This is a genomic window from Burkholderia sp. BCC0405, assembly GCF_902833075.1.
Taxonomy (GTDB): Bacteria; Pseudomonadota; Gammaproteobacteria; order Burkholderiales; family Burkholderiaceae; genus Burkholderia.
Map to the genome: position 1 here is coordinate 45,053 of NZ_CADFEO010000004.1, position 21,038 is coordinate 66,090.

At 66.6% G+C, this 21,038-nt stretch carries 20 protein-coding genes and 1 pseudogene; 5 read left to right on the forward strand and 16 right to left on the reverse strand.

Annotated elements, in window-relative coordinates:
- Positions 1 to 210 precede the first annotated feature (210 nt).
- The 5 genes from HWX36_RS07450 to HWX36_RS07470 are packed head-to-tail and all read right to left on the reverse strand — an operon-like array spanning position 211 to position 5,654.
- Positions 211 to 1,323, reverse strand: coding sequence for a glycosyltransferase (locus HWX36_RS07450; RefSeq protein WP_175951535.1), 1,113 nt, complete (start codon positions 1,321 to 1,323; stop codon positions 211 to 213).
- A gap of 27 nt (positions 1,324 to 1,350) precedes the next feature.
- A complete protein-coding gene (gene galE, locus HWX36_RS07455; RefSeq protein ID WP_175951536.1) occupies positions 1,351 to 2,373 on the reverse strand; it encodes a UDP-glucose 4-epimerase GalE in 1,023 nt (340 codons plus the stop codon).
- Positions 2,374 to 2,388: 15 nt separating this feature from the next.
- Positions 2,389 to 3,525: a glycosyltransferase family 4 protein gene (locus HWX36_RS07460; RefSeq protein WP_175951537.1), complete on the reverse strand. Its 1,137-nt coding sequence runs from the start codon at positions 3,523 to 3,525 to the stop codon at positions 2,389 to 2,391.
- 51 nt (positions 3,526 to 3,576) lie between these two features.
- On the reverse strand, positions 3,577 to 4,401 hold the full coding sequence (locus HWX36_RS07465; protein ID WP_175951538.1) for a glycosyltransferase: 825 nt from the start codon (positions 4,399 to 4,401) through the stop codon (positions 3,577 to 3,579).
- Positions 4,398 to 5,654, reverse strand: a complete 1,257-nt coding sequence (locus HWX36_RS07470; protein ID WP_175951539.1) for an oligosaccharide flippase family protein — start codon at positions 5,652 to 5,654, stop codon at positions 4,398 to 4,400. The genes HWX36_RS07465 and HWX36_RS07470 overlap by 4 nt, the downstream gene beginning before the upstream one ends.
- Positions 5,655 to 5,916: 262 nt before the next feature.
- Here HWX36_RS07470 and HWX36_RS07475 point away from each other — a divergent pair, with 262 nt between their 5' ends.
- The 4 genes from HWX36_RS07475 to waaA all read left to right on the forward strand — a co-directional run bounded on the left by HWX36_RS07475 (position 5,917) and on the right by waaA (position 10,792).
- Positions 5,917 to 7,311, forward strand: coding sequence for a phosphomannomutase/phosphoglucomutase (locus tag HWX36_RS07475; RefSeq protein ID WP_175951540.1), 1,395 nt, complete (start codon positions 5,917 to 5,919; stop codon positions 7,309 to 7,311).
- Between the two features lie 174 nt (positions 7,312 to 7,485).
- The gene (gene waaC, locus HWX36_RS07480) at positions 7,486 to 8,481 is read left to right on the forward strand and encodes a lipopolysaccharide heptosyltransferase I (protein ID WP_175951541.1); all 996 of its coding nucleotides are present in this window, start codon (positions 7,486 to 7,488) and stop codon (positions 8,479 to 8,481) included.
- A gap of 33 nt (positions 8,482 to 8,514) precedes the next feature.
- On the forward strand, positions 8,515 to 9,399 hold the full coding sequence (locus tag HWX36_RS07485) for a Kdo hydroxylase family protein (protein WP_089483544.1): 885 nt from the start codon (positions 8,515 to 8,517) through the stop codon (positions 9,397 to 9,399).
- A 37-nt stretch (positions 9,400 to 9,436) separates the two neighbouring features.
- A complete protein-coding gene (gene waaA / locus HWX36_RS07490; RefSeq protein ID WP_175951542.1) occupies positions 9,437 to 10,792 on the forward strand; it encodes a lipid IV(A) 3-deoxy-D-manno-octulosonic acid transferase in 1,356 nt (451 codons plus the stop codon).
- Between the two features lie 62 nt (positions 10,793 to 10,854).
- Here the strand turns inward: waaA and ureG are convergent, their stop codons facing one another.
- From ureG to HWX36_RS07530, 8 genes and pseudogenes are all read right to left on the reverse strand, one after another.
- A complete protein-coding gene (gene ureG, locus HWX36_RS07495; RefSeq protein ID WP_174986866.1) occupies positions 10,855 to 11,502 on the reverse strand; it encodes an urease accessory protein UreG in 648 nt (215 codons plus the stop codon).
- An 18-nt stretch (positions 11,503 to 11,520) separates the two neighbouring features.
- Positions 11,521 to 12,201, reverse strand: coding sequence for an urease accessory UreF family protein (locus HWX36_RS07500; RefSeq protein ID WP_175951543.1), 681 nt, complete (start codon positions 12,199 to 12,201; stop codon positions 11,521 to 11,523).
- The gene (gene ureE / locus HWX36_RS07505) at positions 12,188 to 12,823 is read right to left on the reverse strand and encodes an urease accessory protein UreE (RefSeq protein ID WP_175951544.1); all 636 of its coding nucleotides are present in this window, start codon (positions 12,821 to 12,823) and stop codon (positions 12,188 to 12,190) included. The genes HWX36_RS07500 and ureE overlap by 14 nt, the downstream gene beginning before the upstream one ends.
- Before the next feature lie 18 nt (positions 12,824 to 12,841).
- The gene (gene ureC, locus HWX36_RS07510) at positions 12,842 to 14,548 is read right to left on the reverse strand and encodes an urease subunit alpha (RefSeq protein ID WP_175951545.1); all 1,707 of its coding nucleotides are present in this window, start codon (positions 14,546 to 14,548) and stop codon (positions 12,842 to 12,844) included.
- Between the two features lie 35 nt (positions 14,549 to 14,583).
- Entirely contained in the window at positions 14,584 to 14,889 is a 306-nt protein-coding gene (locus tag HWX36_RS07515; RefSeq protein ID WP_175951546.1) for an urease subunit beta, read from the reverse strand.
- A 10-nt stretch (positions 14,890 to 14,899) separates the two neighbouring features.
- A complete protein-coding gene (ureA, locus tag HWX36_RS07520; protein ID WP_006406310.1) occupies positions 14,900 to 15,202 on the reverse strand; it encodes an urease subunit gamma in 303 nt (100 codons plus the stop codon).
- A 235-nt stretch (positions 15,203 to 15,437) separates the two neighbouring features.
- Positions 15,438 to 16,313 (reverse strand): urease accessory protein UreD, encoded by an 876-nt coding sequence (locus HWX36_RS07525; protein ID WP_175951547.1) that lies wholly within the window; start codon positions 16,311 to 16,313, stop codon positions 15,438 to 15,440.
- 143 nt (positions 16,314 to 16,456) lie between these two features.
- Positions 16,457 to 16,834, reverse strand: a pseudogene (locus HWX36_RS07530) (ATP-binding cassette domain-containing protein); the annotation flags it as partial.
- A 734-nt stretch (positions 16,835 to 17,568) separates the two neighbouring features.
- On the opposite strand from HWX36_RS07530, the gene argP reads away from it, so the two are divergent.
- Entirely contained in the window at positions 17,569 to 18,471 is a 903-nt protein-coding gene (gene argP / locus HWX36_RS07535) for an HTH-type transcriptional regulator ArgP (RefSeq protein ID WP_175951548.1), read from the forward strand.
- Positions 18,472 to 18,529: 58 nt separating this feature from the next.
- On the opposite strand, the gene HWX36_RS07540 is transcribed toward argP, so the two are convergent.
- From HWX36_RS07540 to HWX36_RS07550, 3 genes are read right to left on the reverse strand one after another with little or no spacing between them, the layout of a single operon-like run.
- Positions 18,530 to 19,093: an NAD(P)H-dependent oxidoreductase gene (locus HWX36_RS07540; protein ID WP_175951549.1), complete on the reverse strand. Its 564-nt coding sequence runs from the start codon at positions 19,091 to 19,093 to the stop codon at positions 18,530 to 18,532.
- On the reverse strand, positions 19,090 to 19,743 hold the full coding sequence (locus HWX36_RS07545; protein ID WP_175951550.1) for a hypothetical protein: 654 nt from the start codon (positions 19,741 to 19,743) through the stop codon (positions 19,090 to 19,092). The genes HWX36_RS07540 and HWX36_RS07545 overlap by 4 nt, the downstream gene beginning before the upstream one ends.
- On the reverse strand, positions 19,737 to 21,038 hold the full coding sequence (locus HWX36_RS07550; protein WP_175951551.1) for a homoserine dehydrogenase: 1,302 nt from the start codon (positions 21,036 to 21,038) through the stop codon (positions 19,737 to 19,739). Before HWX36_RS07550 ends, HWX36_RS07545 begins: the two co-directional genes overlap by 7 nt.

Consider the following 21,038-nt stretch of genomic DNA (forward strand, 5'->3'; position numbering starts at 1 on the left):
TGGGGTAGCCTGGCGCTATTGGCAGAGAGCGACCCTGCTCCCGCAGCGGCTCAATGAAGCGCACGCTGTGTAGTAGCACTGAGCGAACCGGCGACGTAGCGAGTTACAGCGGGTGCTGAGAGGGGGCGGTTTGCATTCCGTTGCGGATTATACAGGAGTGTGCCGCAGGCCCTCGGATCGAGGGGGCGGCCCGAGGCCTGCGGTACCTCGTTAGCGCGTCGACGAATTGCGCGCTTTCCTCACCACCATCCACCTCGGCGCCCTGAACCGCACGATGCTGAGATACAGCCAGACGTAGGTGAACGCGAACAGCACGACGAACACGAACAGATGCACCGTGTGCCGCCAGAACAGCGTCGCGGGAATCACCGCGACGAGGCACAGCAGCCACAGGTACGGCGACGTCAGCGAATTGCGGCGCGTCAGGTCATGCGCGTGCTTCGTGCCGACGGCCCAGCGCATCAGCCGCTTGTACACGAGCATGTGCAGATGCACGCCGTCCGGAATGCCGGGTGACATCCCGCGGATGAACTTCTTCCGATAGATCGAGAAGCAGGTCTCGAAGATCGGATACATGAACAGCAGCACCGGGTACCACGCGGACACCTCGCGGTTGCGCATCACGAGCATGATCGCGAGTTCGGCCAGCATGAAGCCGATGAAATACGCGCCGCCGTCGCCGAGGAAGATCAGCCCGGCCGGGAAGTTCCACAGGAAGAAGCCGAGCACGGCGCCCATCATGATGATCGACGCGGACATGACGACCGGGTCGCCGACCTGGAATGCCACGTACGCCAGCGACGCGAACATCATGAAGCTGACCATCGACGCGAGCCCGTTGAACCCGTCGATGATGTTGATCGCATTCGCCAAGGCCGCAACCGCGAGCACCGTGATGAACGCCGAGATGGCCGCGTAGCCGAGCAGGAAATCGAGCGGCGGCACACTGATGCGCTTGACCGCGATACCGAGCAGCCAGAAGGCCAGCGCGGCCGCGCCCATCGTGCACAGCAGCCGCGCGCGCGGCGACACGCGCTTGGTCAGATCCTCGACAAGGCCGGACAGGAAGGCCGGCATTCCGCAGGCCACGATGCCGAGAATGCTGCCGGCGATCGTCGGATAGCGCCGGGACAGGATCAGCGCGGCAATGACGACGCCCGCGAGGATCCCGATGCCCCCGACCCGCGGCACGGGCCGCACGTGGAATTTCTGCACGCCGGCCAGATCGCTGTCGATCGAGAATTTCTCGTGAAGGTGCGCATAGCGCACGATGAACAGCGTGACGAGCAGGGAGACGACGAAGCCGGACGCGAAGCTGAGCATGGGACCGCTCGAAAAATGGACAGCGGATTATACAAAACCGCGCGGGTTCCCCTCCTGCCATCGCCAGTGATCGGCACACATTTCTTCGATGCCGAGCGCGGCGCGCCAGCCGATGATGTCGGCCGCGGCCTGCGGGTTCGCGTAGCACTCGGCGATGTCGCCCGGGCGGCGCGCGACGAGCTCGTACGGCACCGGGCGGCCCGACGCCTTTTCAAACGCCCGCACGACCTCCAGCACGCTGTAGCCCTGGCCGGTGCCGAGGTTCACGACGAAGCTCGCGTCGCGTTTCGCGAGCGCGTCGAGCGCGGCGATGTGGCCCTTTGCGAGATCGACGACGTGGATGTAATCGCGCACGCCCGTGCCGTCCGGCGTCGGGTAGTCGGAGCCGAACACGCGCAGCTTTTCCAGCTTGCCGACCGCGACCTGCGCGACGTATGGCATCAGGTTGTTCGGGATGCCGGCCGGATCCTCGCCGATCAGCCCGCTCGCGTGTGCGCCGACCGGGTTGAAGTAGCGCAGCGTCGCGATCCGCCACGACGGGTCGGAAACCTCGAGATCGCGCAGGATCTGCTCGGCGATCAGCTTCGACTGGCCGTACGGGTTCGTCGCGGACAGCGGGAACGATTCGTCGATCGGCGAGCGCTCGGGCACGCCGTACACGGTCGCGGACGAGCTGAACACGAACTGCCTGACGTTGCGCTCGCGCATCACCTTGAGCACGGCGAGCAGGCCGCCGAGGTTGTTCTGGTAGTACTCGAGCGGCTTCGCGACCGATTCGCCGACGGCCTTGAGCGCCGCGAAATGGATCGTGCCGGTGATCGGGTGTGCGTCGAATACCTTGCCGAGCGCCGCTTCGTCGCACACGTCGACCTGATGGAACGCGGGCGTCTTGCCCGTGATCCGCTCGATGCGGCGCACGGATTCGGCCTTGCTGTTGACGAGGTTGTCGACGATCACGACATCGTAGCCGTTGTCGAGCAGCTCGACGGCCGTGTGCGAGCCGATGTAGCCCGCGCCACCGGTAACGAGGATGGTGCCTTTAGTGGTCATTGCGGATGCGCTCCTTCAGAGGGGGATGCCGGTTAACGAGTGGATGGTACGCCGGTAGCGTTCGACGACTTGCTGTTCGTCGAATTCCGCCGTGACCTTCTGCCGGCCGCGCGCGCCCATCGCGTCGCGGCCGGCCGTTCCGAGTTCGATCATGCGAAGCAGTTGCTCCGCGAGGCTCGCGCTGTCGCGCACGCGGCATAGGAAGCCCGTTTCGCCGTCGGCGACGACGTCGCGGCAGCCCGGCACGTCGGTCGCAACGATCGGGCGGCCCATTGCCGACGCTTCCATCAGCGTGCGCGGCACGCCTTCGCGGTACGACGGCAGCACGACGCAGTCGGCCGCCGCGATATGCGGGCGCACGTCATGCGCCTCGCCGAGATATTCGATCACGCCTTCGCCGATCCACGCATCGACGTCCGCTTGGCCGATCGCGCTCGGATTATCGACGCCGAGCGGCCCGAGCAGCTGGAAGCGCGCGTTCGGGAAGCGTGCGCGCACGATGCGCGCGGCCTCCACGTATTCGCGCACGCCCTTGTCCCACAGCAGCCGGCCGATCAGGATGAAGACGGGCGCGTCGCCAGCGGGCAGCGGCACGGGCGCGAACTGTTCGAGATCGACGCCTTCGCCGTGCAGCAGCCGCGCGCGTTCGGGGTGTGCGAGCAACTGCTCGTCGGTGAAGGTCGCGAGATCGTCGCGGTTCAGGAACCACACTTCACGCGGGAAGCGGAACGCGAACCGGTACAGGCGCTTCGCGACGCTTGCCGCGCGGCTCTTCTGGATGAAGACGTAGCCGAGCCCGGTCGTCACCGCGATCGACGGCACGCGCGCGAGCCACGCGGCGACCGAGCCGTAGATGTTCGGCTTGATCGTGTAATGGAACACGAGATCGGGCTTCAGCGCGCGGTAGTGACGCACCAGCGCGGCGAGCGTGCCGAGATCCTCGCGCGGGCTCGTGCCTTTCGACGCGACCGCGAGCGCCACGTAGCGGCAGCCCATCTGCTCGAGCAAGGGCACGGTGCGGTCGTGCGGCGCAATGACGATGACCTCGGCGCCGCGCGCGACGAGCGCACGGATCAGCCCGTGGCGATACGTGTAGATCGCCCAGGCCGTGTTGCAGACGAGCGCGATGCGCAGCGGGGAGGTGGCGGACATGAAAAAAAGAATAAATAAAGCGTCGTAAATGCCGGATACGCCGAACGGGCGTCACGCGGACGGCCGCGCGGCGAACAGCGTCTGCTTGATCCGCTGCAGCGTGCGGTACGGCGTCACGAAATGCAGCAGGTTCTTGGCGAGGCCGGCCCAGTCGTACGGGTTCAGCACGTTGAAGTGGCTCAGCAGCAGCGTGAGCGTGGACACCAGCTGGCGCCGGCGCTTGGTCGCACTGATCCCGCCCTCGTTCAACTCGTAATAGAGGCCCAGTTCCGGCAGGTTCGCGCAATCGTAGCGTTGCATTAACCGCAAAAAAAGATCGAGATCCTCGGCCGCACGGTACTTTGCACGATAGTTGCCCACTTCGCGCACGGCGTCGATGCGCAACATCACAGAAGGATGCACGAGCGGCGAGCGCAGGAAGCGCGTGCGGCGCAGCGTGCCTGGATCGGCGGGCGGCGTCAGCATGAAGCGGGGCTCGCCGGCTCGGGACACGACTTGCGTCCACATGCCGACACAGGCCACGCGCGGGTGGGCGGCGAGATACGCGCGTTCCTTCGCGAGGCGCTGCGGCGCGGCGAGATCGCCCGCGTCGATGCGCGCCGCATAGCGGAAACCGCGCGCGGCGAGCGCGTCGATGCCGGCCGCGAGCGCACGCTCGATGCCGCCGTTCACCGGCATGCGCAGCACGTCGATCGTGAGGCCGGGCAGGTCGGGCGCGACGATCGGCGGCGTGCTGCCGTCATCGACGATCAGCACATGCACGGGCGTGTCTTCGCGAAACGATGCGAGGGTCCGAACGACGTCGTCGTGCCCGTTGTAGGCCGGCATCAGCACGGCCACGTCGTCGAGCGGGGTCGGGCAATCAGGGGACGTCATGGGCGCAGCTTGAAACGGATGTAATAAAAATTGACGGCGGCGGCGGCCAGATAGCCGGCCGCCAGCCCGACGAGCGCGCCGTACAGGCCGAGCCGCGGGATCGCGAACAGGTTGACGAGCGCGGCGATCGCGAGCGCGAGCAGCCATTTCGACAGCAACACGAATTTTGCTTGATATTTGAGAACGATAAGATTGCCTATCGCCTCGATGCCGGCGGGCACCGACAGCCAGACCGCCCAGCGGAAGATGTCGACCGACGCCTCGTAGCCGTGGCCGAACACCTTGCCGACGATCAGCGGGGCGGCGGCGTCGAGCACGAGCGCGCCGGCCGTCATCAGGCAGGCCGTCATCGCGATCAGCCGGACGATGTTGCGGCGCAGCCGCGCGACGTCCTGCACGCGGTAGACGAAGGCGGGCGCGATCGTCTGCGCAAGCATCAGCGCGAGCGTGATCCAGTTCTCGTTGAGCTGCTGCGCGGCCGAGTAGCGGCCGAGATCGGCGAACGATACGTGACGCTCGAGCATCAGGCGGTCGAGCTTCAGGAACAGGTACATGCAGATGAGGCCGAGCCAGAACACGGTGCCGGCCGTCGCAAAGTGCCTGAACAGCGGTTTGTCGAACGTCCAGCCGAGCGCGCCGCCGTTACGATGCCGGTAGTACAGCAGCAGCGCGAAGCCGATTGCGGCGGCCTCGAGCGCCCACAGCCACGCGAAGCGGGCGGGGCCCGCGGCCGCGCGGACCAGCAGCCAGACGAGCAGCGCCTTCGCCAGCGCGGTGACCATGCTGGTGACGAGCTGCGGCTTGCTGTAGGTCATGCTCTGCAGCCACGCGTTGATGACGCCGACGAAAGGCTCGCGGAACACCATCGTGACCGCCAGGCCCGCGAGCATCGCGCCGACCAGCGGATCGAAGGCGCCCGCGGCGATCGCGATCCAGGTCGCGACGAGCGCGGCGGCGGAGACGGCGATGCGCAGCGCGAATGCGCTGCCGAGCACCGCGCCGAGCTGGGCGGGCGGGCGCTGGACGATGGTCGGGACGAGGATTTCCGCGCCGCACACCCAGGTGAGCGGCGCCAGTACCAGGAGGAGCGTATTCGCATACTGCCATTTGCCGAACACATCTGGCCCGAAATAACGGGCCAGCAGGCCGCTGATCGCGATCGCGACACCGATCTGCGTGAGCCGCTCGAGCCCCAGCCAGACGAGATTCGCGACGGCCTTCGCGACATCCGGGTTGCCGAAGCGCTTCAGCATGCGCGGCAGCGGCGTGTGCGCAAGGCGGCCGGCAGGGCGCCCGGGGGCTGCAGGTTGGCGGCGACGGGACGGCTAGGCATTAAAATGGGCGGCATGCGCGTCATCAAAACCCGCGATTATAAGTGGGATCGGGGGCGCTTCCGCCGTTCCGGGCCAGCGGCTTCGTCCGTGGCGGGCCAGCATGTATCATGCGCGGCACCGGCGAGCGGCGGCCAGGCAAGCCAGACAATTTTCCATGCACGCAACCGAGAGAAGAGAATCGATGATCTCCCAATCCATCTTCAAGGCATATGACATTCGTGGCGTGGTCGGCAAGACGCTCGACACCGACACCGCGCGCGCGATCGGCCGGGCATTCGGCAGCGAAGTGCGCGCGCAGGGCGGCGACGCGGTCGTCGTCGCGCGCGACGGCCGCCTGTCCGGGCCGGACCTCGTCGGCGCGCTGGCCGACGGCTTGCGTGCGGCGGGCGTCGATGTCGTCGACGTCGGCATGGTGCCCACGCCGGTCGGTTATTTCGCGGCGAACGTCCCGCTCGCGCTGAAGGGCGGCGAGCGCCGCGTCGATTCGTGCATCGTCGTCACGGGCAGCCACAACCCGCCCGACTACAACGGCTTCAAGATGGTGCTGCGCGGCGCCGCGATCTACGGCGAGCAGATCCAGGCGCTGTACCAACGCATCGTCGACGAGCGTTTCGAGACGGGCAACGGCTCGTACGAACAGTTCGACGTGGCCGATCAATACATCGCGCGCATCGTCGGCGACATCAAGCCGGCCCGCCCGATGAAGCTCGTCGTCGACGCCGGCAACGGCGTGGCCGGCCCGCTCGCGACGCGCCTGTTCAAGGCGCTCGGCTGCGAGCTCGTCGAGCGCTTCACCGATATCGACGGCACGTTCCCGAACCACCACCCCGATCCCGCGCACCCGGAAAACCTGCAGGACGTGATCCAGGCGCTGAAGGACACCGACGCCGAGATCGGCTTCGCGTTCGACGGCGACGGCGACCGCCTCGGCGTCGTCACGAAGGACGGCCAGATCATCTATCCGGACCGCCAGCTGATGCTGTTCGCGGAAGAAGTGCTGTCGCGCAACCCGGGCGCGCAGATCATCTATGACGTGAAGTGCACGCGCCACCTCGCGCAATGGGTGAAGTCGAAGGGCGGCGAGCCGCTGATGTGGAAGACGGGCCACTCGCTCGTGAAGGCGAAGCTGCGCGAGACGGGTGCGCCGCTCGCCGGCGAGATGAGCGGCCACGTGTTCTTCAAGGATCGCTGGTACGGCTTCGACGACGGCCTCTACACGGGCGCGCGCCTGCTCGAGATCCTCGCGAAGACGGCCGATCCGAGCGCGCTGCTCAACAGCCTGCCGGACGCGATGAGCACGCCCGAATTGCAGCTGTGGCTCGACGAAGGCGAGAACTTCCGCCTGATCGACAAGCTGCAGAAAGAGGCGAAGTTCGACGGCGCCGAGGAAGTCGTGACGATCGACGGCCTGCGCGTCGAATACCCGGACGGCTTCGGCCTCGCACGTTCGTCGAACACGACGCCGGTGGTCGTGATGCGTTTCGAGGCGGAGACGCAGGAAGGCCTCGAGCGCATCAAGGAGGACTTCCGCCGCGTGCTGACGGCCGCGAAGCCGGACGTCAAGCTGCCGTTCTGAACGACGGCGGCCAGTGGCCGCCCACCGGACGACGGCCCGTTCGTCGTCCGTGCTTGTCCCGAAAAGCGGCGCGCGCCCCAGGCGCGCGGCCGCTTTTTGTCTGTCCGGCTCCTCGGGCGGGATAAAATCCTTCCTTTATGTCTGTCGCCGGCTGCCTGCCGGCGTTTTTTCAGCGTGCAAAAGATCCTGATCGTACGCGTGTCGTCGCTGGGCGACGTCGTGCACAACATGCCGGTGATCGCCGATATCCGGCGCCGCCACCCCGATGCGCAGATCGACTGGCTCGTCGAGGAAAGCTTCGTCGACCTGGTCAAGCTCGTCGACGGCGTGCGCAACGTGCTGCCGTTCTCGCTGCGCCGCTGGCGCAAGAGGCCGTTCTCGGGCGCCACGTGGCGCGAGATTCGCACGTTCCGCCAGCGCCTTGCGGCCGAGCAGTACGACCTCGTGATCGACTGCCAGGGCCTCATCAAGACGGCCTGGGTCGCGAGCTGGGCGCGCGGCCCGCTCGTCGGGCTCGGCAACCGCACCGACGGCGCCGGCTACGAGTGGCCGGTGCGCTTCATCTATCGCAAGCGCGTGCCGATCGCGCCGCGCACGCATGTCGTCGAGCGCTCGCGGCAACTCGTCGCCGCCGCGCTGGGCGACCCGGCGCCAACGCCGGCCGATCCGGTCGACTTCGGCCTCGATACGCGCGCGGCGGCGCTCGCGGTGGCCGCGCTCGGCCTGAACTTGCCGGTGCCGTACGTGGTGTTCGTCCATGCGACGTCGCGTGCCGACAAGCAGTGGCCGGACGCCGCGTGGATCGAACTCGGCCAGGCGCTCGTGCGGCGCGGTGCGTCGCTCGTGCTGCCGTGGGGCAACGACGCGGAGCGCGCGACCAGCGAGCGGCTCGCGAAGGAGTTCGGCGCGGCGGCGATCGTGCCGCCGCGGCTGTCGCTGCCGGCGGTAGTCGGGCTGATCGACGGCGCGGCCGCGACCGTCGGGGTTGATACAGGTCTGGTTCACATCGCGGCCGCGCTGAAGCGTCCGACGGTCGAACTGTACAATTTCGCGACGGCCTGGCGGACCGGCGGCTACTGGTCGCCGAACGTCGTCAATCTCGGCACGGCGGGGCAACCCCCGTCGATCGCGCAGGTGAAGTCGGCGCTCGCGGGCTTCGGTCTGCTGTAACGCCCGTCACATGCGAACCCACGCGAACCGAACATGAGCGAATCCCAGATCATCGAAGTCCCGTCCGCCGACTGGAGCGGACACAACCTGTCGGCGCCGCGCGAGCAGCTGCTGGCCGCCGTCGAGGAAGGCAAGGTGCTGTATTTCCCGCACCTGCGCTTCGCGATCGAAGGCGGCGAGGAAGCGCTGCTCGATCCGGCGCTCGCCGACCCGAAACGCAAGAACATCAGCCTCGCGCCGAACGGCGGCGCGCTCGCCGGCGTGCTTGGCGACAGCGTCACGCAGTCGGCGGTGCGCGCGCTCGTCGCGCGCTTCCAGCAGCAGGCCGGCACGCTCGTCGACGGCCTCTTTCCCGAATACCGCGGCAAGCTGCGCGTCGCGCCGACGAGCCTGCGGCTGATGCAGGTCGAGACGCGCCAGACGTCGTGGCGCAAGGACGACAGCCGGCTGCACGTCGACGCGTTCCCGTCGCGGCCGAACTACGGCGAGCGCATCCTGCGCGTGTTCACGAACGTGAACCCGGCCGGCGTGCCGCGCGTGTGGCGCGTCGGCGAGCCGTTCGAGGACGTCGCGAAGCGCTTCCTGCCGCACATCAAGCCGCAGTTGCCGGGCGCGGCGTGGCTGCTGAACCTGCTGCACGTGACGAAGTCGCCGCGCAGCGCGTACGACCACCTGATGCTGAACCTGCACGACAGCATGAAGGCCGATCTCGACTACCAGAAAACCTGCCCGCAGCAGACGATGCCGTTTCCGCCGGGCAGCGTGTGGATATGTTTCTCGGATCAGACTTCGCACGCTGTGATGTCCGGCCAGTTCATGCTCGAACAGACCTTCTTCCTGCCGGTCGACGCGATGGTCCGCCGCGAATGCGCGCCGCTTGGCATTCTCGAACGCCTGAAGGGCAGGGCGCTGGTTTGAGCGCGCATCTTCTCCGAAGCAAGACAAGGTCTGTTACATGCTGAGGGCGATCTATCGCGCGTTGTGGTGGCTCGTCGCACCGATCGCCGTCATCCGCCTTTACGTGCGCTCGCGCAAGGAGCGCGGCTATCGCGAACACATCGGCGAACGTTTCGGTTACGTGGCGGGCCGCTCGCGCGACGACCGCGCGCCGCTGATCTGGGTGCATGCGGTATCGGTCGGCGAGACGCGCGCGGCGCAGCCGCTGATCGACGCGCTGATGCACGCACGCCCCGATGCGCGCATCCTGCTCACGCACATGACGCCGAGCGGCCGCGCGACCGGCGAACAGATTTTCGGCGATCGCGTGCTGCGCTGCTACCTGCCGTACGACATGCCCGGCGCGGTACGGCGCTTCCTGCGCGCGTGGCGGCCGACGCTCGGCCTCGTGATGGAAACCGAGGTGTGGCCCACGCTGATCGACGAGTGCCGCCGTGCGGACGTGCCGCTGGTGCTGACCAATGCGCGCATGTCCGCGCGTTCTTTCCGGCGGGCATCGAAGTTCGGCGCGGCGACGCACGACGTGTTCGGCGGCTTCTCGCGCGTGCTCGCGCAGAGCCCGGCCGATGCGGAGCGGTTGACGTCGCTCGGCGCGCGCAACGTGACCGTGCTCGGCAACCTCAAGTTCGACATGGCGACGCCGCCCGAACTCGCGGCGCGCGGCCATGCGTGGCGCGACGCGATTGGCGCGCGGCCCGTGTGGGTTGCCGCGAGCACGCGCGAGAACGAAGAAGCGCTCGTGCTCGACGCCTTCGCGGCGATGCGCACGCCCGGCGCGCTGCTGGTGCTCGTGCCGCGTCATCCGCAGCGCTTCGCGGAGGTCGAGGCGCTCGTCGAGCGCAGCGGGCTCAAGTGCGTGCGGCGCTCCGTGTGGGCGGCCGACAAGGTGGCGCTCGCGTCCGGCAGGCCGGCTGCCGAGCCGCTGCCGGACGACGTGACGGTGCTGCTCGGCGATTCGATGGGCGAGCTCGGCGCGTATTACGCGGCGGCCGACATCGCGTTCATCGGCGGCAGCCTGCTGCCGCTCGGCGGCCAGAACCTGATCGAAGCGTGCGCGGTCGGCGTGCCGGTGCTGATCGGGAAGCACGTGTTCAACTTCACGCAGGCGACCGCCGACGCGGTCGCGGCCGGCGCGGCGCTGCAGGTCGAGGATCCGCTCGATCTCGCGCACGTGCTCGATGCGCTGTTCGCCGACAAGGCGCGGCGCATCGCGATGGGCGCGGCCGGCGCGGCGTTCGCGTCGCGCCACCGCGGCGCGACCGCACGCACGGTCGACGTGCTCGCGGCACTGCTGCCGCCCGCCGAGCGTGGCGGGCGCGCGCTGCAGGATGCGCAGGACACGTCCGACGAGTAGGGAAAGGCGGCGCAATGCCGCCGGGGCATGCGTGGCGGCACCGTATGGCGCCGCCGCGCTGCTCAGACCGTCAGCAGGCCTTTCTTCTCGATGAACGCGATGACGTCCGCGACGCCTTCGAGCGCTTTCAGGTTCGTCATCACGTAAGGCCGCTCGCCGCGCATCTTCTTCGTGTCGGACGCCATCACGTCGAGGTTCGCACCGACCAGCGGCGCGAGATCCGTCTTGTTGATCACGAGCAGGTCGGATTTCGTGATGCCGGGGCCGCCCTTGCGCGGAATCTTCTCGCCGCCCGCGACGTCGATCACGTAGATCGTCAGGTCCGACAGCTCGGGGCTGAAGGTCGCCGCGAGATTGTCGCCGCCGGATTCGATGAACACGATGTCGGCATCGGGAAAGCGCGACAGCATCCGGTCGACGGCCTCGAGATTGATCGACGCATCCTCGCGGATCGCCGTGTGCGGGCAGCCGCCCGTCTCGACGCCCATGATGCGTTCCTCGGGCAGCGCGCCCGCGACCGTCAGCAGCCGCTGGTCTTCCTTCGTATAGATGTCGTTGGTGATCGCGACGAGGTCGTACTGGTCGCGCATTGCCTTGCACAGCATTTCGAGCAGCGTGGTCTTGCCGGAGCCGACGGGGCCGCCGATGCCGACGCGCAGCGGCGGCAGTTTCTTCGTGCGGCGAGCGGGGGAGGGAGCAGGTGCGTTCATGGCGTGGGGCGTCGTGGTTCAGGAGCGGAACAACCGCGAATACTGGGTTTCGTGCCGCGCGGACAGGATGCCGAGCTGCGGCGCGAACGTGTTGACGGCGTCGGGCGGCGTCGCGAGCGCGCGGCGCACGGCCGCGTCGATCGCGCCGCGCAGCGCGACGATGATGCGTTGCCCGGCGAGCTGGCCGAGCGGCACGGCCTTCAGTGCGGCGGACGTCTGGTTCTCGACCCAGCCGAATGCGTACGCGGCGAGCACCGCTTCGGCGCTTGCGTCGTGCGCGGCGGCTGCGTATGCGAATGCAGTGGGCAGCGCGATTGGCGTCATCGCGGCGAGCGTCACGCGGCGCGCGGCATCGCCCCATTCGAGCGACGCGCAGAGCTGCGCGAGCGACCAGCCCATCTGTTCGGTCTCGCGGCGCAGTTCGGACGATTCGCGGCTCGCGACGAACCACGCGTTCTCCGTGGCGAGCGCATGCGAGTCGTGCGCGTGCCAGCGCGCGAGCTGGTGCGCGAGGAACGGCAGCTCGCCGTGCGCGAGCACGTCGGTCAGGCCGCTCGCGATCCAGTCGCGCGCGGTATCCGCGTCGTGGATCAGGTTTGCGTCGAGCGCCGCTTCGAGCCCCTGCGAATAGCTGAACGCGCCGATCGGCAGCGCCGGCGACGCAAGGTGCAGCAGCGCGACGAGTTCAGCGGTGGTCATGGCCGTGGCCGTGCGCGCAACCGGGACCATGCTGATGGTCGTGGTCGTGGTCGTGGTCGTGGTCGTGGTCGTGGTCGTGGTCGTGCGAATGCGAATGCGAGTGGCCGTGATGCTCGCCGAACACTTGCTGCGCGAGCGCGTAGTCCTCGGCGAACGTCGCATCGTGCCCGTGCTTGTGGCCGCCGCCGTACGCGCCGGCTTCCGGCTGGAACGGCGCAAGGATCTCCTCGACCTGCGAGCCGAGCCGGCGCAGCATGTCCGCGAGCACCGGGTCGGCTTCGAGCTTCAGGTAGCCGTCGCCGATCTCGACCGGCGTGTGACGGTTGCCGAGGTGGTATGCGGCGCGCATCAGCGTGAGCGGATCGGCCGCGCGCACGCGCAGCACGGCTTCGGGCGCCGCGGCAACGCGCACGAGCGCGCCATCGTCGGCGACGAGCACGTCGCCGTCGCGCAGGATCGTGCCGCGCGGCAGCAGGACCGCAACGTCCTCGCCGGTGTCGAGCCTCGCCGCGAGGCGGCTCTTGCAGCGGGCGTCGTAGGCGAGCGTGAGCGTCGGCGCGCGCGCGACGAGCGACGCGGCGAGTTTCACGTTCGGGGCAATGCGTTTGTCGAGGGTGCGCATGAAACGAAAAACCGGATATCAGAACAGGAAATAACGCTGCGCCATCGGCAGCACCGTGGCCGGCTCGCAGGTGAGCAACTGGCCGTCGGCGATCACGTCGTAGGTTTCCGGGTCGACGCTGATCGTCGGGCGCCACGCGTTGTGGATCATGTCGGCCTTCGTCACGTTGCGGCAGTTGCGCACGGGCACGATCCGCTTCGCGAGGCCGTAGCGTTCCGCGATGCCCGCATCGGCGGCCATCTGCGACACGAAGGTCAGCGACGTGCGCGCGAGCGCCCCGCCGCGGGCGGCGAACATCTCGCGATAGTGGACCGGCTGCGGCGTGGGAATCGACGCGTTCGGGTCGCCCATCTGCGCCATCGCGATCATCCCGCCCTTGAGGATCATCGACGGCTTGATCCCGAAGAACGCCGGCTCCCACAGCACGAGGTCGGCCCACTTGCCGGGCTCGATCGAGCCGACTTCGTGCGCGATGCCGTGCGTGAGCGCCGGGTTGATCGTGTACTTCGCGACGTAGCGCTTCGCGCGGAAGTTGTCGTTGCGTGCGTTGTCTTCCGGCAGCGCGCCGCGCTGCACCTTCATCTTGTGCGCGGTCTGCCAGGTGCGGATGATCACCTCGCCGACGCGGCCCATCGCCTGCGAATCGGACGACAGCATCGACAGCGCGCCGAGATCGTGCAGGATGTCCTCGGCCGCGATCGTCTCGCGGCGGATCCGCGATTCGGCGAACGCGAGATCCTCGGCGATCGACGGATCGAGGTGATGGCACACCATCAGCATGTCGAGATGCTCGTCGAGCGTGTTGATCGTGTACGGGCGCGTCGGGTTGGTCGACGACGGCAGCACGTTCGATTCGCCGCACACCTTCAGGATGTCGGGCGCATGGCCGCCGCCCGCGCCTTCGGTGTGGTACGTGTGGATCGTGCGGCCCTTGAACGCGGCGACCGTCGATTCGACGAAGCCGCCTTCGTTGAGCGTGTCGGTGTGGATCGCGACCTGCGTGTCGGTGTCGTCGGCGACGGAAAGACAGTTGTCGATCGCGGCGGGTGTCGTGCCCCAGTCCTCGTGCAGCTTCAGCCCGATCGCGCCGGCCGCGATCTGTTCGACGAGCGGTTGCGGCAGGCTCGCGTTGCCCTTGCCGAGAAAGCCGAGGTTGATCGGCCAGCCGTCGGCGGCCTGCAGCATCCGCTCCATGTGCCACGGGCCCGGCGTGCAGGTCGTCGCGTTGGTGCCGGTGGCGGGCCCCGTGCCGCCGCCGAGCATCGTCGTGACGCCCGATGCGAGCGCCTCGTCGATTTGCTGCGGGCTGATGAAGTGGATGTGCGTGTCGATGCCGCCGGCCGTCACGATCAGCCCTTCGCCGGCGATCACTTCGGTCGCGGCGCCGATCGCGATCGTCACGCCCGGTTGAATGTCCGGATTGCCGGCCTTGCCGATCGCGGCGATGCGGCCGTGCTTGATCGCGATGTCGGCCTTCACGATGCCCCAGTGATCGAGGATCACCGCATTCGTGATGATCGTGTCGGGCACGTCGGCGGCCACGCGCTGCGACTGGCCCATCCCGTCGCGGATCACTTTCCCGCCGCCGAATTTCACTTCCTCGCCGTAGGTCGTGAAGTCGCGTTCGATCTCGATCAGCAGTTCGGTATCGGCGAGCCGGACGCGGTCGCCCGTCGTCGGCCCGAACATTTCCGCGTACGCGCGGCGGCTCAAGCGTAGTGTCATGTCGTGCTGTTCCTGAAGAGAAGCGCGGGAGCGGCTCAGAGCGGCCCCATCACCTTGCCCTGAAAACCGTAGACGGCGCGCTCGCCCGCCAGCGCAACCAGCTCGACGGTGCGCGTCTGGCCCGGCTCGAAGCGCACCGCGGTGCCGGCCGCGATGTTCAGGCGAAAGCCGCGCGCGGCCGAGCGGTCGAACGACAGCGCGTCGTTGACTTCGAAGAAGTGGTAGTGCGAGCCGACCTGCACGGGGCGGTCGCCTGTGTTCGCGACCGTCAGCGTGAGCGTTTCGCGGCCCGCGTTCAGTTCGTGCTCGCCGTCGTCGGTGAGGATTTCGCCGGGGATCATGCGGGGTGCCTCACGGAATCGGATGGTGGACGGTCACGAGCTTCGTGCCGTCGGGGAAGGTCGCCTCGACCTGGATGTCGGGAATCATCTCCGGCACGCCGTCCATCACGTCGTCGCGCGTGAGCAGCGTCGTGCCGTAATGCATGACCTCGGCGACCGTCTTGCCGTCGCGCGCGGCTTCCATCAGCGCGGCGGTGATGAAGGCAACCGCCTCCGGATAGTTGAGCTTCAGGCCGCGCGCGCGACGGCGCTCCGCCAGCAGCGCCGCCGTGAAGATCAGCAGCTTGTCCTTCTCTCGGGGAGTCAGTTTCATGAAAGAAAACGTTCAGGAAGGCGTAATTTTTATCGGTGCGCACGCACCGGGTGGACGCGCGGATCATCGTAGCACCGCGCTGTTTTGCGTGCGTCGTGTATCGGTTATGTAAGGAGCAAGGCGCGTGCCATGTGCATGGAACGCAGCGCGATGCGCGCTCGTGGTGCGCGATGCATGAACAACGTGCGGTGTTCGCCGCGACGCCGCGCCGAAACGGTGCGCGGCGCGATCGCGCTCAGGTTTGCCAGAGGCGCAGCGGTCGTGCGTCGACGCCGTGCACGACAGGCCGCAGATGCAGCCAGCAGTCGGTGAAGTAGCGTTGCAGCGCTTCCATCGAGGTCGACAGCGCGCGCACCAGCACGACGCCCGGCGTCACGCAGGTCGCGCCCGCGCGCAGCGTGGCGTCGAACGGCATCCGCGCGGCGAGCGATTCGGCGAGCGCGGCGTCGCACGCGGCGCCGGTGGCCCACAGCGTGCCGTATGCCGGAAAGCCGGCGAGACCCTGCAGCGCGCCCCGCAGCGGGTCGCGTGCATCGAGCAGTGCGCGTTCGGTCCATAGCGGCCGGCCGCCGGCGTCGACGAGCGCCGAAGTCGACGCGATGCGGCCCGCCGACCAGGTTTCGCCGGCCGCCTGCCGGCCGAGCTGCGACGCGTCCCAGCCGATCGCACTGGCGCCCGCGCCGAGCTTGACCGTGAAGTCGAGCGACGCGTGCGTCGCGTCGAAGAACAGGTTGTTCTGCGGCAGCCAGTCGAGTTTTGCGTGTTCGCCGACCGTGATGCCGATGCGCTGTGTCGCGTCCAGCCCGTTCGACTTGTACCACTTGGTCGCGCCGGGCGTCGTCAGCACCGCGTGCGTGCCGTCGCCGAGCGCGATGTCGATGTCGAGCCGGTCGCCGCCCGCGACGCCGCCCGGCGGGTGGACGATCACCGCATGGCAGATCGCGTCGCCTTCCGGGTACAGCGGCCGCTGCACGCGCAGCGGGCCGTCGTGCAGCCGGTGCGCGAGTGTCGTGCGCGCGCCGTGCCGCTCGAAGCCGAGTTCGAGGCGGCCGCGCCACGACTTGGCGACGGCGGGGCGGGACAGCGAGGCGTGGGAATCGGAGGCGGACATCGGCGGCGAGCGGGGAAACGACGGAAACGGGCGCGAAGAACGTGGATGCTACCGGAACAATAATGCAGATGCCGCGTTCGTTGAAAGCGCCGCGTACGGCCGCACCGCGAACCGGCCGCCCGTACCCGCTGCCGTGCCGTGGGTCACACCGCGATCAGTTCGCGCACGCCGTGCGTTTCCATATCGCGTGCGTTGCCGCCCGCGACGATCTCGCCGCGGCTCATCACCCAGTAGCGGTCCGCGATCGAGCGCGCGAAATCGTAATACTGCTCGACGAGCAGCACCGTCAGGTTCGATTCGTCGACGAGCTGGCGCAGCGTGCGGCCGATGTCCTGGATGATCGACGGCTGGATGCCTTCGGTCGGCTCGTCGAGGATCAGCAACTGCGGCTCGCTCATCAGCGCACGGCCGATCGCGAGCTGCTGCTGCTGGCCGCCCGACAGGTCGCCGCCGCGCCGCGCTACGGTGCCGCTTTTCGCGGCGACGACACCCATCAGGCAACGCAGCAGCGTGAGCTTGCCGTCGTCGGCGCTCAGGTGTCTCGATGCCTGCCCAGGTTAGTTTGCTTCCCAAAGTTTTTCCGCAAGTGTCGGGTAATCGATGTGTGTTGAGCTGCCAATAATGGAGGTATGTAATCGAATTGACGCTTTGAAGATCGAGTTTGGGTCTCTGAAATCCAAGACGAATATGGCCGGGTTATAGCGGATCCGAGTACTGCCCCGAATACCACTTCCGCTTTGCACAAGTGGGATGACTCAGTGTGACAGTCTGAAGCACTTTGTGCCTGCAAGTCTGCATGAACTTTTATCGGTGCTCGATCTGCTTCTATATCAAGTTTTCCAGGTGGTTCCTGGTGTCTTGCAATGCGACACCTTGCCGGGAGGTGGTGTTGTCGAATAAATTGTGGAAATCATATTTAATTAATAAAATTGCGCAAGATAAGGTGTTTCATCTATCCTTTGATGGGCCCAATCTTGATTCAATCAATTTATGATTTGCTTCGTCGATTTATGAGGCGGCACCGAATGCGGATGGTGAGGTTTGAAATTAATTGAAATGTTATGTAATTATTTATTTGTATCTATTTGACCTGCAGCGTGGGCGGCATTCAGGATCATTGATCCGTGGGTCTGGTGAGATGCATATTAATCAGCACATTGGAAATCCATTGTGGTCTGCAATGTTGAGTTTGGTTGAGATGTAACGAGATGTAAAAATTAATGTAATGCTAAAGATGTTCACGAGGGGTGCGATCATGCTTGATCGGTTTCAACTAGAAGCTTTTGCGACTGTAACGGAATACGGGAGTTTCGAGCAGGCGGCCAATGCGCTCAACATTACCCGAGGCGCTGTATCGCAGCGTATCAAGACGCTGGAGGAAGCGCTTTCCACCGTGCTGCTGGTGCGCGAGCGACCTCCAACGCCAACCGCTGCTGGCGAAATCGTGCTGCGGTACGTGAAAACCTTGCGCTTGCTTGAGCACGATGTGTACGTCGGCCTGAAGCTGCGCACGTCGCGGCACAAACGTACGCCCATCGCGATTGCCGTCAATTCGGATTCCCTCGCAACGTGGTTTGACAGGTGCTCGGAAGCGTTGCTCCAGCAACTGCCCGTGGCGCTGGAGATCAGCGTCGACGATCAGGGCCATACGCGGCACATGCTGACGCGTGGGGATGTCACGGGCTGCATTTCCACTGAATGCCAGTCTTCGCCAGGTTTCAACGCTATTCCGCTCGGTGCGATGACGTACCGGTGCGCTGCCGCGCCAGCGTTCGCACGGCACTATTTTCCGCGTGGGCTGACCCTGCATGACGCGAAATCGGTGCCGGCGGTGCTCTTCAATCGCAAAGACTCACTCCACGACACTTTCCTGAAATCGATGTTCGGCGTGGAGCTGAAACAGTTTCCGCGCCACTATTTCCCATCGCCCGCCGCGCTGTTGAGCGCGATCCGAAGCGGCAACGGATACGGTCTCATTCCCGTGCAGCATGCAGAAGTACTGCTAAAGAATGGCCAGCTCGTCGATCTCGCGCCGGGGGGCGGACTCTCCATTCCGCTATTCTGGCATCACTGGCAGCAGGAGCCGCCGCTGGGGCGGCAAGTCACTGGCTTCGTGGTGGAATTTGCACGCACGGCGCTTGATCAGGCCGGGCGGTAATACGCGGCCCCTGGCGAAGTATAGGAAGCCAGCGCGCATCGATCTAGGGCAACGCTGATCAAGGCTGCGCGGATCTGCCGTTGAATGGGCCCGGCGCAGGGGGGCTTGCTGGTGCAATCTGTCGCAGCAGACCGGCAACAACAGAATCGGCTTGCGCCAGTAGATCGTTCGACCAGCGGCCGTTACGCGTATCCCTGTCCTGCGGGCATACGGCCAACTGCTCCACGACGGCCGGCACATGCAGTGAGCGCAGCACATGACGCATGGCCGCCAGGGTGGCCATGCCGCCCCGTGGACTACCTGAGGCCGCAACCAGCGCGGCGGGCTTGCCTGCGACGAGCGTGCTGTCGAGATGATCGAGGAGATTCTTCAGCCCTGCACTGAAACTGCCGTGATATTCCGGGCTCCCGATTACAAGCGCACAAGCGGAGTCGACTGCCTGACGCCAGACGCTCAGATCGGCAGACGCACCATTGTCCAGTCCATAAAAGGGCAGGTCGAGTGTGCCCACGCACACGCGTTGTGTCGAGTAACCGAACTGCAGCAATCGCTGTTCGATTAGGCGCAGTGCTTGGCTGGTCTGCCCTTCGGAGCGCGGGCTGCCGCAAATGATGAGGATCATAATGCGAATCCAGCACGTCGCAGTTTGGAGGCCAGGTTGAATCCCCGTGTCCACGCGCGCCGCTCCTGCACCTGCGGATCGCTCAGCCACGCTGAAGCCGCCGGACTTTCCAGCATAGCCCGTATATGATCTTCGCTTTGCACATCGAACAATTCGTTCATGTCCAGCACCAGGGTCGCGGCGGCAACAGATGCCACCGCGCCATGCCTGTCGTCGTCGAGCGCGCTGCGCAGTCGATGCGCCACGTGTGCGATCGTACTGGCGTCCGTTTCATCGGCACGAAGCGGGGCACTGATGTCCTGTCGGCATAGTGTCAGCAGGCCGCCGCACGCGTCCCGGGCGCGGGCTCGCGCGGACGGCTCGCCGGGCCAGACGCCCGCGTGCGGAAACTGTTCGTACAGCGTCTCGATGATCGTCAGCAACTGGGCGAGGGTTTGCGTGCCCAGACGTACTTCCGGTGGCCGGTGCGTGATCGCGGCTGGGGCGGCATGAGGTGCCGGGGCTTGCGCCGCCAACAGTGCTGGCATGCCAAGGCGATGGCAGATCAGCCAGAGCGGAAACGACCATAGCAGGCTGTCGTCGGGCCGCACATGGATGAGCAGCGCATTGCTGTCCGACGTGTGCTGGTTCGAGAATGCCTCGCTCAGCATCCGCAGTCATCCAGAACGGGAAGCACGACCACGGAATGCCCCGGGCCAGCGGCATCCTGGAGCTGGGGCAGCGTTTTGAGCAGCCGTTCCTCGGAGACCGGGTGAGTGATGACGACCAGGTCCGTCAACTCGCCCTGTGTGGCGTCCTGAAGCAGCGAATGCGCCGAGATATTCGCAGTGGCCAGCACGCGGCTGACCTTGGCGAGCGTGCCCGCGCGGTCGTCGAGGCGAAGCCGGACGTAGAACGCTTCCACGAGGTTCGGTTTCCCGCAGGCCGGAGCCACCGCAGGCGCGGCGTTGCGAAAGCCCATGTTGTAGGCGCCGCCGCCCACGTTGGGCCCGCTGCCGTTGGCCAGTTCCAGAAGATCGGCGAGCACGGCGCTGGAAGTCTGTTTGCCGCCTGCACCCGATCCATAGAGGAACGCCGACCCAAGCAGGTCGCCTTGCAACGCGATGCCATTCATCGAGCCGCCCACCAGAGCCAGCATCGAACGGTTCGGCACCAGGGTTGGTCGCGCGCCGATCACCATGCCATCGTCCACGCGCTTCGCCTGCGCGATGAGCTTCACCTGATGCCCGAGTCGTTTCGCGAATTCGATGTCTTCGCGCTCGATGTCCGTGATGCCCTTGAAATCGACCCTCGCGAAGTCGATCGGCACGCCAAAGGCCAGCGACGCCAGCAGGGTGATCTTGTGAGCGGCATCCTCGCCGTTGATGTCCAGCGTGGGATCGGCCTCGGCATAGCCGCGGCGTTGCGCTTCGGCGAGCGCCGTGGCGAAGTCCGCGCCGTGCTCGCTCATTTGCGATAGCACATAGTTGGACGTGCCGTTGAGGATGCCCACTACCGACGAAATCCGGTTTGCCGCCGCTGCCTCGCGTAGCGTCTTGATGATGGGTATCGACACTGCAACAGCGCCTTCGAACAGCACCCGGCGCCCGGCGTGCGCGGCGGCGGCCATGATCTCCGCGCCGTGGCGGGCCAGCAGCGCCTTGTTGGCGGTGATGACATGTTTGCCCTGCGCGAGGGCGCGCAGCACCAGTTCGCGTCCGATCGATACATTGCCGGTCAGCTCGATCACCACGTCCACGTTCGGGTCTTCCACCAGGGCGCGCGGATCGTCGTCGATCTGGCAGCCGATCGGCACGCGGCCGTGCGCTCGCGATGGAGTGCGTGTGGCGATTCGGACGAACTCAATCGGCGAGCGAGCCTTGGCGAGGATGAGATCGTGGTTGGCCAGGAAGCTCTCGATGGTGGCGGCGGCCACGTTGCCGAAGCCGAGGATGCCTGCTTTCAT